The organism is Actinotignum timonense, assembly GCF_030216305.1.
Lineage (GTDB): Bacteria > Actinomycetota > Actinomycetes > Actinomycetales > Actinomycetaceae > Actinotignum > Actinotignum timonense_A.
Genome location: NZ_JASOKT010000026.1, coordinates 1 through 11,884, shown reverse-complemented (window position 1 = coordinate 11,884; position 11,884 = coordinate 1). Strand labels below are relative to the sequence as shown.

At 60.1% G+C, this 11,884-nt stretch carries 11 protein-coding genes and 1 rRNA gene; 4 read left to right on the top strand and 8 right to left on the bottom strand.

Features of this window, described 5'->3' with window-relative positions; translation table 11 throughout:
* Window positions 1-90: 90 nt before the first annotated feature.
* The gene (locus QP305_RS08650) at window positions 91-858 is read right to left on the bottom strand and encodes an SDR family NAD(P)-dependent oxidoreductase (protein ID WP_274734482.1); all 768 of its coding nucleotides are present in this window, start codon (window positions 856-858) and stop codon (window positions 91-93) included.
* 42 nt (window positions 859-900) lie between these two features.
* On the opposite strand from QP305_RS08650, the gene QP305_RS08645 reads away from it, so the two are divergent.
* Window positions 901-1,731, top strand: coding sequence for an exodeoxyribonuclease III (locus QP305_RS08645; protein ID WP_274734483.1), 831 nt, complete (start codon window positions 901-903; stop codon window positions 1,729-1,731).
* Between the two features lie 58 nt (window positions 1,732-1,789).
* Here the strand turns inward: QP305_RS08645 and QP305_RS08640 are convergent, their stop codons facing one another.
* The gene (locus QP305_RS08640) at window positions 1,790-3,190 is read right to left on the bottom strand and encodes an MFS transporter (RefSeq protein ID WP_274734484.1); all 1,401 of its coding nucleotides are present in this window, start codon (window positions 3,188-3,190) and stop codon (window positions 1,790-1,792) included.
* Window positions 3,191-3,594: 404 nt separating this feature from the next.
* Between QP305_RS08640 and QP305_RS08635 the strand changes: the two genes are divergently transcribed.
* Together QP305_RS08635 and QP305_RS08630 are read left to right on the top strand one after the other, a co-directional pair.
* Entirely contained in the window at window positions 3,595-3,825 is a 231-nt protein-coding gene (locus tag QP305_RS08635) for a hypothetical protein (RefSeq protein ID WP_274734485.1), read from the top strand.
* Complete coding sequence (locus QP305_RS08630; RefSeq protein ID WP_274734487.1) at window positions 3,803-4,444, top strand: hypothetical protein; 642 nt, start codon at window positions 3,803-3,805, stop codon at window positions 4,442-4,444. Before QP305_RS08635 ends, QP305_RS08630 begins: the two co-directional genes overlap by 23 nt.
* 151 nt (window positions 4,445-4,595) lie before the next feature.
* On the opposite strand, the gene QP305_RS08625 is transcribed toward QP305_RS08630, so the two are convergent.
* The 4 genes from QP305_RS08625 to QP305_RS08610 form a co-directional block, all read right to left on the bottom strand.
* Window positions 4,596-5,369 (bottom strand): HAD-IIA family hydrolase, encoded by a 774-nt coding sequence (locus QP305_RS08625; protein ID WP_026429073.1) that lies wholly within the window; start codon window positions 5,367-5,369, stop codon window positions 4,596-4,598.
* A 60-nt stretch (window positions 5,370-5,429) separates the two neighbouring features.
* Complete coding sequence (locus QP305_RS08620; RefSeq protein WP_274734489.1) at window positions 5,430-6,182, bottom strand: helix-turn-helix transcriptional regulator; 753 nt, start codon at window positions 6,180-6,182, stop codon at window positions 5,430-5,432.
* Window positions 6,183-6,304: 122 nt separating this feature from the next.
* On the bottom strand, window positions 6,305-7,651 hold the full coding sequence (locus QP305_RS08615; protein ID WP_274734491.1) for a D-serine ammonia-lyase: 1,347 nt from the start codon (window positions 7,649-7,651) through the stop codon (window positions 6,305-6,307).
* Between the two features lie 94 nt (window positions 7,652-7,745).
* Entirely contained in the window at window positions 7,746-9,176 is a 1,431-nt protein-coding gene (locus QP305_RS08610) for a gluconate:H+ symporter (RefSeq protein ID WP_274734492.1), read from the bottom strand.
* Between the two features lie 148 nt (window positions 9,177-9,324).
* Here QP305_RS08610 and QP305_RS08605 point away from each other — a divergent pair, with 148 nt between their 5' ends.
* Window positions 9,325-10,134: a serine hydrolase domain-containing protein gene (locus QP305_RS08605; protein WP_274734494.1), complete on the top strand. Its 810-nt coding sequence runs from the start codon at window positions 9,325-9,327 to the stop codon at window positions 10,132-10,134.
* Between the two features lie 71 nt (window positions 10,135-10,205).
* On the opposite strand, the gene QP305_RS08600 is transcribed toward QP305_RS08605, so the two are convergent.
* Together QP305_RS08600 and rrf are read right to left on the bottom strand one after the other, a co-directional pair.
* Window positions 10,206-11,285 carry a 2,3-butanediol dehydrogenase gene (locus QP305_RS08600; RefSeq protein ID WP_274734495.1) on the bottom strand — a complete coding sequence of 360 codons (1,080 nt, stop codon included), beginning with the start codon at window positions 11,283-11,285 and terminating at the stop codon, window positions 10,206-10,208.
* Window positions 11,286-11,582: 297 nt separating this feature from the next.
* Window positions 11,583-11,700: ribosomal RNA gene (gene rrf / locus QP305_RS08595) — 5S ribosomal RNA — on the bottom strand.
* Between the last annotated feature and the right edge of the window lie 184 nt (window positions 11,701-11,884).

Genomic DNA, 11,884 nt, shown 5'->3' with positions numbered 1-11,884 from the left:
TTTTTGCTACGTAGCCGGGTGGTTTTTGCTACGTAGCCGGGTGGTTTTTGCTACGTAGCCGGGTGGTTTTTGCTACGGTGCCGGTCCGTTTTAGTTGCGCCCAGAAAGCCCCGGCCCGGCGAATTTCCGCACCAGGGAACGCGGTGCGATACGCAGCGCCGCGGCAGCCGCCTTGTAAAGCAGGGTGGGCGTAACAAGCACCCGCCCGCGCCGGCATGCCTCCAGCGCGGCATTCACCACCGCTTCGGGCTGGGCGAAAAGCAGATCGGCCCACTGGCTAGCATCCACCGCAGCCCGTTCGTGAAATTCGGTGCGGATAAGCCCTGGGGTCACGCAGGTGACCGATACCCCGGCCGGCGCCAGTTCCGCGGCCAGCCCCTCGGAAAAAGTACGCACCCAGGCTTTATGCGCCGAATAGGTACCCTGCGCGGTACCGGCCGTCATCGAGGAGACGTTGATAATTCCCCCGTAACCGCGGCGCGAAAATTCCCGCGCCGCCGCGTGACATGTGATGAGAACCGCGCGGACCATGACGTCGAGCGCTTCTTCTTCCCGTTCCCATTCGCCGGTAGAAAATTCCTGCCCCAGCCCAAAGCCCGCGTTATTGACGAGCAAACCGATGGGACGCGAATGCTGCGCTACCCGGCGCGCAACCGCACGTGCGTCGTCGTGCCGCGACAGATCTGCCGCGAGGACCTCCACCTGCACCCCGGCAACCTGGCGCAAGTCATGCGCAATAGCCTCCAAACGCGCCCGGTTACGCGCCACGAGCACGAGGTCATTTCCTTCGGCCGCGAGCTGCCACGCAAATTCCAGCCCGAGGCCGGCGCTGGCGCCGGTAATAAGAGCACTTCCCATAACCGCTATGGTAACGTGCCCGCGGCTCCCTACACTGGTGTTATGCGTATTGCCACCTGGAATATTAATTCTGTGCGCGCCCGCGCCGAACGCGCCCGCGCCGTCCTGGAACGCTGGGACCTGGACGCCCTCCTTCTACAAGAAACGAAATGCACGCCCGCGCAGTTCCCGCGCGAAATTTTTGAAGCCGCCGGGTATGAGGTCGCCTGCACCGGCCTCAACCAATGGAACGGAGTCGCGATTCTTTCCCGCGTGGGGATCGCGAACGTGCAGGTGGGCTTCCCCGGGCAGCCCGGTTTTTCTAAGGTCGACGACGACGGCGCCCTCCTCAGCGCGCCCACCGTGGAGGCGCGTGCCCTGGGAGCGCGCCTGGGTACCGGGCCGGACGCGGTCACGGTGTGGAGCCTGTATATTCCCAATGGGCGGGCTTACGGGGATCCGCATTTCCACTACAAGCTGGAGTTCCTCGAGGCACTGCGGGCCGCGGTGAGCGCGCGGCTGGGCGAGGAACCTGACTATCCGCTGCTGCTGGCGGGGGATTGGAATGTAGCTCCGCGCGATACTGACGTCTGGGATATTGATTATTTTCGGAACGACGTAGGCATGTATGTAACCGCGGAGGAACGCGGGGCGCTGGCCGCACTGCTGGAGGCCGGGGTGGAGGATATTACCCGCGCGGCCGAGGGAGCGGATTACACCTTCTGGGATTACCAGCGGCTGCGCTTCCCGAAGAATCACGGGATGCGGATCGATTTCGGTTTCGCTTCCCCGGCGCTCGCGGCCCGGCATACCCACTCCATCATTGATCGAGAGGAACGGAAGGGCAAAGGCGCTTCCGATCACGTCCCGGTCATTATGGAGTTCGCGGACTAGGCATCCTGGCTGGGGTGGACTGGCCGGCTATCCCAGCTGGGTACCTCAGCCAGGTATCTCAGCTACGCGGCGCGGGTGTGCTGGGCGCGGCGGGCGCGGATGCGCAGGTGTGCTGGGCGCGGATGCGCAGGTGCAAGATGCGCGCGCAGCCCAGCCCCGTGGCCGAGGCAATCATGGCGTAGAGGAAGGCGCGGGTGTAATCGCCGTCGTACATAGCACCTATCTGAGCGCCGAGCCGCGGGGCGAAAATAGCGGCCACCGAAAACCCGGTGAAGGCGAGCGCGTAATTAATGCCTTGCCAGCGCGGCCCAAAGCGATCCATCACGCAGGCGGGCATGATCGCGATGGTGCCACCGTAGCTCAGGCCGAGCGCGAGCAGGCCGCCCGCCAGGAACATCCCGCTGGCCAGGTTGCCGGCACCGCTCGCGGCGCCGAACGTACCCGCTCCCCCGAATACGTCGTGTCCACCCACGATGAGGAGCAGCAAGCCGAAAGCGTCGCAGCAAAAAGTGACTTCGAGGGTGCGGGCATGGCCGAGGCGGTCGGCAAGCCAGCCGAAGCAGAAACGCCCCGCGGTTCCGGCGCAGGCGTAGAGGGAGACGAAAAGCGCGGCGTTGGCCGCGGAGAAGTGGAACATTTTTGCCGCGATGGGAGCCGCATTGGAGACAATCATGAGCCCCGAGAAGGCCCCGGCGATGAAGATGGCGAAAATGAGCCAGAAATCAGGGGTCGCGAGCATTTGGCCGGTGGTGAGGGACGCGCGAGTGGTGAGGGACGCGCGGGTGGTGAGCGAAGCGCGGGCGCGGCCCTCGGGCGCCGGACGTGATTCGGTGGCGGGCGTCGATTCGGTGGCGGGCGCCGGACGTACTTCGGTGGCGGGCGCGGCGGGCGCGGCTACACCCTCCACCGGGGCGGCGCGATAATTTAAGGCCACGACGAGCGCGATCACCGCGTAAAGGCTCGCAAAGACCAGTAAGGTGGTGCGCAAGTCGCTGGAATCGAGAAGTCGCTGGGCCAGGGGCGCCATAACGATGCCAGAGGCACCGTTCACACAGGAAATAATGCCGGAAATAAGCCCGCGCCGGCCCGGGAAGAAACGTAGGGTATTGGAGAGCGCGGAGGTGAGCACCAGGCCCATTCCAATGCCACCGATGAGTCCGTAGCCGAGCACGAAGTGGACCGGGGAACTCGCGCAGGCTGCGCTGGCCCAGCCGATGGCCGCGCAGAGCGCGCCGATTGTTGCCGTCCACACCGCGCGGCCCCGGTCAATAAAGTACCCGCCTAGCAGCATGGGCAATGGGGCGAGGGCATTCGTGAGAGTGTAGGCACCCATCGCCGCGCTCAGCCCGTATAGCTGAGCGGCCGGGAGTTGGAAAATTGAGAAAACGTATGAACACCCGGTGATAAAGGTGAGCAGGCAGGCACAGACGAGCACCCGCCAAGGATGAACCTGACGCATGATTTCTCCGTCGTTACACGAAACCGCCAGCCGCGGCACGGCCAGCGGGTAACGCGGAGGCGGCGAGCCGGCGCACCGGGCGCCGGGCGTCGGCACGAAGCCGCATACCGGGCACGGGCATATGACCCGCACGTCGGGCATAAGCACTCCACCCGCGTTACCTACGGTAGCGTAACTTAGGGGTGGGGTGCAGACCTTGCTATCTCATTATTCGACCATCGGTACCCGTGTGCGAGCTTGCGTTTGACAGCAAGCAACGGGTGAGAAGTATCCACAGAATCGCCAAACGTCGCCCTTGTCCACAGGGCGGTAAAAAGCTCTTTTTTGTGTCCCTATGCCATGCGAGAATGGCGGAGAAGGACGGGGAAAACCACCCGGAACTATGCAATTGAAGGAGCAAAGTCATGAGTTTTGTTAGGGGACGCAAGTTGTTTCCAGACCTTACTTTTACATCGCTTGAAGATGTTCTCAAGCGCAAAGAGGAAATTTTGCGTGAGGTCAGGATGACCCGCGAAGAATTCGACCAGCGCGCTGATAACTACCAGCTCGGACCCGACGAGTCTGACGCTTATTTCGAGATGGTAGGTCTGGATCGTTTCGAGGAGTATTACCGTGGTGAACGAACACTTGGATGAGCATGCCGATAAATTTGCGGCACATCTACAGCTGATTGGGAAGTTGATTGACCCTGAATTTTCACTATCCACGCAGAAGGTTACAAAAGGAGATCTTCCGCTAAAAAGACTGTCGGGGCGCATTTGCGTTGATCGTCTCCTTTTTATCCGTTTCGATTACGAGGTTTTCCTGGATTCCGAAACTGGATCTCTCACTGTTAATGAATCAACGTTCTCGGTCACCCGGGGAGCAAAAAACAGCGAGCCTTTGGCGCGTTGGGACTATATTCGCTCACCACGCTCGAATATTCCCTGCGCGCATATCCAGGTACATGCCCATCGTGACGAATGGACACATGCTTTGCTCCTGGGCGGTCACCATTCCCGTCGCTCTCGCCGGCGCATCAAGAACGAAGCCCGCACTCCCCGTATTGCCGATGTCCATTTCCCGGTGGGCGGGCACAGATTCCGGCCCTGCCTGGAAGAAATCATCCTTTTTGTTATTGACGAGTTCGGGGCCCAATGCACACCCGAAGCCCGCGCAACACTCGAGCAAGGCATGCGGGAGTGGGAGGAGATCCAGCTGAAAGCCGTTGTGCGCGATAACCGTGCCAATGTGCTCCAAGCCCTCGAAGCATAACCACCCGAGAAAAATTGGGGGCCGATAGCGGAAACCAGGCGGCACGTATGGGAATGGCACGTAGAAGACCTCATACGGCCAGAGGGGCCCGTGCACAAAGCTGTATGCACGGACCCCTCTCAGTAAAATAGGCCGCCCGCATAAGAAGCAGCTAGAGCAGCTCCGCCACTTCCGCGATGGAAGGATGCACGTAATCCGGGCGGTAGGGGAAGTTCACGATTTCCTCCTGGGCCGTCGAGCCGGAGAGCACCAGGTGGGTTTGCAGCCCGGCTTCCATGCCCGCGAGGATATCGGTATCCATCCGGTCCCCTACCAGCGCGGTTTCTTCGGAATGTGCGTCAATAAGATTGAGGCCCTTGCGCAGCATCACCGGATTCGGCTTGCCCACGTAATAGGGCTGGCGGCCGGTGGCGGCGGTAATCATGGCGGCCACCGCCCCGGTTGCCGGAATCGGCCCCAGATCGGAAGGACCCGTCACATCCGGGTTGGTGGCAATGAACCGGGCACCCTTATTAATGAGGCGGATCGCGGTGGTAAGCGCTTCAATGGAATAGGTTCGGGTTTCCCCAAGGACCACCACTTCCGGATTGACGTTCGTCATCACGAAACCGACGTTGTACATCGAAGTGGTGAGGCCGGCTTCTCCCACCACGTAGGCACGCTTATTTTCGACCTGATCCGCAAGGAAATTCGCGGTTGCTGCCGCCGAAGTCCAAATATGATCTTCCGGGACGATCAGTCCGGCAGCTTCCAAACGCGCGGAAAGATCACGCCGGGTAAAAATCGAATTATTGGTGAGAACGAGATAGGGGTACTCTTTTTCGTTGAGTTTATTGAGAAAATCCGCGGCACCCGGAAGCGCCTTTTCTTCGTGGATGAGCACACCATCCATATCGGTGAGCCAGTTCTTAATCACTCGTGTCATACCGCCATGATATCGAGTTTCGCAGGTCCCGAAACATGCCGAGGGCCCCGGGCCGGCCGCTCAAGCTCGCGCCTGGCGCAAATATCGATATACGGTGGGCTCGGAAAGATTCATCGCGAGCGCCAGGTCGGTTACCGCACCGCGCAGCTGGAAGAATCCATCCTCGTCGAGCGAACGCACCACTTCCAGGCGTTCGGCTTGGGTGAGGTGGTCCACCGATACGTGATAGCGCGAAAGCACCGACTCCATGGCAGCCGTTTTCATATCAGCAACGGAGGATGCCAAAATTTCCGGCTTTTCCTCCGTCGCCTCCTTGCGCCGTTCGGGATTGGGGAAATACAAGGCCGAAATTTTTTTGACAGTTTCGTCCAGTTGCCGCAGCACGGTTTGGTCAGAATTAAGGCAGAGCATCCCAATGATGCGGCCCCGTCGTCGTATAAAAAATGTGGACGAACGCAAGGTGCGCGCGCGACCCGGCGTAATCGCTTCGTAACCGGTGAGGTAATCGGCCGTGGTTCCTTCGCCGGCACGCAGCACCCGCAACATGAGATCGGTGGCCGGGGAGCCCACAGTACGCTGGGTGACATGCGAGTTGGCGATGGCGATAACCGAATGGTCGAGGTCGCTCACATCGTGGAGCACAACCTCGGTGCTCTCCCCCAGCGCCACCCCGAGGAATTCGACCAGCGGCTTGAAAGAGGCCACATATTCGCTATCTTCCCGGGATATCGCTTTGCCGGAGGTCACCTCGCGGGAGATTACCTCGCGGGAGATTACCTCGTCGGATATCGCTTCGTATTCCGCCGACTCCATGGCACCGGCTCCTTCCTCCGTACGGCCCCATTACTGTATCTTCTGACAAAATATCTTAAATGACGGGCATAGTGCGGGGGTGCGCACTACAGTGAGTGGCACCCCCGATTTTTTACCCCGCTTTACAGGGTTTCTTCGCCCTTGGCGATGTAGGAATCCATCTCCTTATCCGGAACCATATTGCCGCCGGTAATCCACGTGAGGTGCGTGGCACCCGCGAGCTTCTCCGGGGTGAGCCCCGCCCGCTCCAGGTATTCGCTCGCGGCGAGCACGTGGAAGGGGCCCTCGAAGGAGGTCGAGGAGGAAGGCTCGATGCGCAGGCCCTCGGTGTGGGCCAGGAGCGCCACGTTTTCGTACATGGTCTGGTCCTCAACGGTGTAGTAGCCGTCGATGAGGTACTGCATGCGCGAACCCACGAAAGCCGAGGGACGCCCGCAGGCCAGGCCGTCCGCGGCAGTGAGGTTATCAATACCGAAATCTTGCACCGCGATCTCGTCATGCTTGCCGGTCATAACGCCGAGGAACATCGAGGGCGAATGGGTCGGCTCAGCGAAGATGCAGTGGACGTTGTCGCCGAAAACGGTTTTGAGGCCGAAAGCAACGCCGCCCGGGCCACCACCCACCCCGCAGGGGAGGTAGGCGATGAGCGGATGCTCGGCATCCACCGTGACATCCAGGGACTGGAATTGGCCTTGCAGGCGGCGCGCGGCCACCGCGTAACCGAGGAAGAGCGAGGGGGAATTCTCATCGTCCACGAAGTAGGCGGTGGGATCCGATTCGGCTTCCTTGCGGCCCTGCGCCACCGCAACCGAGTAATCCGATTCGTATTCCACCACGTTCACGCCGTGGGAGCGGAGCTTATCCTTCTTCCACTGGCGAGCATCGGCGGACATATGCACCGAAGCCTGGAAACCTAGCTGGGCGGACATAATCCCGATGGATAACCCCAGGTTGCCGGTGGAACCCACCGCCACCTTGTATTGGGAGAAGAACTTTCGCGCTTCTTCGGTATCCAGCTTGCGGTAGTCATCCTCAAGGGTGATGAGGCCGGCTTCCAGCGCGAGTTCTTCGGCGTGCTTGAGTACTTCGTAAACCCCGCCGCGGGCCTTGATCGATCCGGAAATGGGCAGGTGGGAATCAAGTTTCGCCCACAGCTGGCCCGGGATCTCCACTCCCTTTCGTTCGGCGAGCTGAGCCTGCATGGTAGGAACCGCCACCAGCGGGGATTCCAGGATGCCAGCCGTGGGGCGGGCGGCAGGGAAAACCTGCTTGAGGTAGGGGGCCCAGCGCTTGAGGCGCGCTGCGGCGTCGTCCACATCAGCCACGGTGAGGCCGACCTTTGCCAGACCTTCCGCGGCCGGCAGCACCTCCGGATTGAACCAGTCCGCGACCTTGAGATCCACGAGGTCCTGAATAAGCGGGTAGTCCTCCACCCATTGCTCGAGAGTTTTTCCAGCGATAGTTGTCATGACTGAGTCCTTTCTCAGATTAGTTAGTAGATAAGTGCGAGGCGCCACTTCTACGCCATCTCAGCGCAAACCGCAGCCCTACTCCACGCGGCCTTTAGATGACGAGATGAAGCAGCATGGTCATGCACAGGGCCACCACCGAGGCAATAGTGGTACCCACGGTGAGGGTCTTGAGCGCATCCCCCACCGAGATGCCCATGTATTCCTTGTACAGCCAGAAGAGCGAATCGGTTACGTGGGTGAGACCGATGGCGCCGGCGCCCACGGCGATAGCCATAAGCGCGGGACTGAGATCCGGGGATGCTTGCAGCATCGGCAGCACAATACCGGCCGCGGAAATCATGGCGACGGTGGCGCTACCTACCGCGAAGTGCAGCACGATAGCGATGAGCCAGGCGAGGATAAGCGGGCTGACCGGCAAGCTTCCCATGGCGCCCGCGATGGCCTTGTCCATACCAGAGGCCATCAGCACCGCGTTGAAGGCACCGCCCGCACCGATAATGAGGAGCACCCCACCGATGGGCGCGAAAGAAGAATCGGTCACCGACGACAGATCCGAAAGCGACTTGCCCCGCGAAATCCCCAGCGAGAAGTACGCGAAAATCACCGAAATGAGGAGCGCCAAAATCGGGTTACCTACGAGGTCCACGAATTGGCGCACGCCGTTTTCCTCCGGAAGGGTCTGATCCGCAACGGTGCGGCACACCATAATAATGAGGGGCAGCAGAATCGTGAGGAGAGTAATCCCGAAACCGGGCAAGGTGCGCTCCGCTGCATCATCTTTGAGGATGGTTTCGCCCGCAGCAAGCGCGTCACTATGTGCCTCGCTCGGTTCGTGGCCCGGTTTTTCTGCGGCGACGACGCCGCTTACCTGGCCGGCGCGCGCAGCAACGTGAGCACGTTCAAGCTGACGCAGCCCAATTCCGGTGTAAAGCGGGCCGCCGATAAGAGCGGCCGGGATCCCCACAATAAGACCGAGCATAATAACCATGCCGATATCTGCGCCGAGGGTGCCCGCGATAGCGGTAGCGGCGGGGTGCGGGGGCAGGATGCAGTGGACCACCATGAGGGAGATAGCCAGCGGCACTCCTACCCGGATCTTCGAGCACCCCACTTCCTTGGCCACCACGAAAACGAGGGGAACCAGGAGCACGAAGCCCACTTCCACGAAGACCGGAATACCGGCAATCAAGCCGAGGAATGACATAACAATCGGGGCGCGTTTCTCACCGAAAACCCGAAGCATCCCCTTGGCGAGACGTTCGGCTCCGCCGGATACTTCCAGCATTTTCCCGAGAATTGCGCCGAAGCCAATAATAAGAACAAGGAATCCGAGGGTTCCGCCCACGCCTTGTTCGAGTACATCGCCCACTTCCGCGGGCTTCACGCCCGTGACCAGCGCGACAGTAATCGCCGCGATGGTCAGGGCGATCGAGCCGTGTAATTTCAAGCCGACGATGAGCACAACAACGAGCACAATCGCGGCGATGAGGACTGCGATCAGCCCTCCGGTTCCTAGGGTCATCATAACCTCCCGTTAGCGCCACATCAGTGTGGCCTATTCCCAGCCTACACACACGAAGATACTTTTGTCATCATGATAAGTTTATTATCACGCTGTGGCGCAGCTTGCACCAGCCCGAAGTTTTCCGCGGGCATGGCACACTTGAACCATGCCTGTGGATAACCGCCTCGCTTCGGATTCTTTTTCGTTCCCGCACGCGCTCGGAGTTGTCGACGCTGCCGGGCGCTGCACTTTTTCTTATGGGAATACGCGGGAAATATATCCCTACATGTCGGTAACGAAGCTGCTGGTGGCCTGGGCGACCCTTATTGCGGTGGAGCGCGGCCTGGCGGATTTTGACGATCCGGCGGGCCCTCCCGGTGCCACGGTTGTCCATCTTCTCGCACATGCTTCCGGTTTGCCGGAGGAGGAAGGGCCGGTACGAGCAGGCGTAGAGGAGAAACGCATTTATTCGAATTACGGTTTTGAGGTGCTCGGTGATTATTTGGAGCATCAGACCGGGATGTCGATTCAAAATTGGGTGCGTCGTGTTGTTATTGAGCCGCTGCGCCTAAGCTCGGTCGCGGTGGAGGCGAGCCCTGCTTATTCGGCGGTGGGGAATCTGCGTGACTTGGCGCGTTTTTCCGGGGAGTTGCTGCGGCCGCGTCTTATTTCTCCGAAGTTAGCACGCTACGCCCGCGCCGTGCATTTTGATGGATTGCCCGGCTTGCTGCCCGGCTACGGGTGGCAGCGCAATAATACCTGGGGTTTGGGCATGGAGATCCGCGGGGAGAAACATCCCCACTGGACAGGCCCGTCGTTTTCGCCGCGCACCTTCGGCCATTTCGGTCAATCAGGTTCGTTCCTATGGGTAGATCCGGAGCTCGGCAAGGCCGGGGTATTCCTGGGCGCTCAAGCTTTCGGGCGCGAACACCGAAAGTTCTGGCCGGCACTAACCGAGGAGATGCGCGGCCTATAAAAATAGCGCCCGCGGCAGGTGCTCCTACCACGGGCGCTATTTCTAAGGGACTCGCTCAGAGAGCTACGATTTTATTCTTCACCTTCGCCGTTCGGGGAAACGAGAATCTTAACCGCGGTTTCGTTGCGGTTGATGAGGGTATCGAAGCCCTTGTCTACGAGGTCTTCCAGGTTGATCTTGCCGGTGATGAACGGGGAGACGTCGATCTTACCCGAGGCAACCAGTTCAATTGTTTGCGGGTGGGTGTTCACGTAGGCGATGACGCCGCGCACATCCAGTTCCTTCATGACCACGGAGTGCATATCAATATTCGGCTGGTGTCCCCAGATGGACATATTGACGAGCACGCCGCGCGGCCCGAGCGCCGCGATGAGCTGGTTGAGTACCACGTCCACCGAGGTGCATTCGAAGGCAACATTGGCACCTACACCACCGGTGAGCTTCTTGGTTTCCTCCACGATATCGACTTCGCGGGGATCCCAGGCGTAGTCGACCACGCCGGCATCGACGGCGCGCTGGCGGCGCAGTTCGGAGAGTTCCGACACCGCGACCGTAAGCCCCTTGGCCTTGAGGACCGCACAGCAGAGCACACCGATGGGACCGGCACCGCCCACCAGGGCGAAGTTGCCTTCCTTGACGTCGCCGCGATCCACGCCGTGCACGGCCACGGAAAGCGGCTCGATGAGCGCGGCTTGGTCGAGCGGGATGTTATTCGGGATTTTGTGAACCCAGCGCCGCTTGACGACGATGTTTTCGGCAAGCCCACCACCGCGGCCGCCCAGGCCGATGAAGTTCATATCGGGGGACAGGTGGTAGGTGGTCGATTCCGGGCCGGTGTCCACGCTATCGCGGATAATATACGGTTCGACGACGACGTGGTCGCCAGCTGCAAGGTCCGTCACGCCTTCGCCTACTTCGGCGACGACGCCGGACATTTCGTGCCCGAGGGTAACCGGTACTTCCTCACCGGAAATCGGATGAGGATGGCCTTCCGCGGGACAGAAGATGGGGCCGTCGAGATATTCGTGAAGGTCGGTTCCACAGATACCGCACCAAGCAACCTTGACCCGCACAGTGCCGGGCTCTAGCGGCTGCTCTTCGATATCTTCGATGCGAATGTCGTGATTACCGTAGTAACGCGCTGCTTTCATATCTCCTCCATTGGGTAGACCGTGCGCGGTTGCGCGCCTTTTAGTTTACTCTACGACGACGCATTTTTGAGGTCCAGGCCACTTTTTCGCTTGACGCTGGATTGGAGGCACGCCCTTGCTTTTGAGCTGAAACGAATGACCCTACTAACCACGGCCCCCAGCAAGTACACCACTCCCGCATCTATCACAAGGTGCGGCCGAGAGCTATGGGCCCGAAGCAATAGTGAGCTCGGCCCGGGGTTAAATGTGTGTGGGGTGTTACCCAACCGAGTAACACCCCACACACAATAAGAAACATGGCGGCAGCAACCTACTCTCCCACACCCCACCGAGTGCAGTACCATCAGCGCAAACAACCTTAGCTACCGGGTTCGAAAAGGATACCGGGCGTAACCTTGCCGCTATAACCACCGCCACAACCAAAACACCAACCAACCACCACTATGGTGGCCAGTCATCGCACAGTGAACGCAAACACCCAAACAAAAATCCCACGCAAAAACAATTCCAAATGCCTTGTTATTTTGGCTATCGGTCCATTAGTACCAGTCAACTAAAACCCTCACAAGCCTTACATCCCTGGCCTATCAACCCGATCA

Coding starts and splice junctions, on each gene's coding strand:
- QP305_RS08650 (WP_274734482.1), bottom strand. CDS start 858: ATGGGAAGTGCTCTTATTACCGGCGCCAGCGCCGGCCTCGGGCTGGAA.
- QP305_RS08645 (WP_274734483.1), top strand. CDS start 901: ATGCGTATTGCCACCTGGAATATTAATTCTGTGCGCGCCCGCGCCGAA.
- QP305_RS08640 (WP_274734484.1), bottom strand. CDS start 3,190: ATGCGTCAGGTTCATCCTTGGCGGGTGCTCGTCTGTGCCTGCCTGCTC.
- QP305_RS08635 (WP_274734485.1), top strand. CDS start 3,595: ATGAGTTTTGTTAGGGGACGCAAGTTGTTTCCAGACCTTACTTTTACA.
- QP305_RS08625 (WP_026429073.1), bottom strand. CDS start 5,369: ATGACACGAGTGATTAAGAACTGGCTCACCGATATGGATGGTGTGCTC.
- QP305_RS08620 (WP_274734489.1), bottom strand. CDS start 6,182: ATGGAGTCGGCGGAATACGAAGCGATATCCGACGAGGTAATCTCCCGC.
- QP305_RS08615 (WP_274734491.1), bottom strand. CDS start 7,651: ATGACAACTATCGCTGGAAAAACTCTCGAGCAATGGGTGGAGGACTAC.
- QP305_RS08610 (WP_274734492.1), bottom strand. CDS start 9,176: ATGACCCTAGGAACCGGAGGGCTGATCGCAGTCCTCATCGCCGCGATT.
- QP305_RS08605 (WP_274734494.1), top strand. CDS start 9,325: ATGCCTGTGGATAACCGCCTCGCTTCGGATTCTTTTTCGTTCCCGCAC.
- QP305_RS08600 (WP_274734495.1), bottom strand. CDS start 11,285: ATGAAAGCAGCGCGTTACTACGGTAATCACGACATTCGCATCGAAGAT.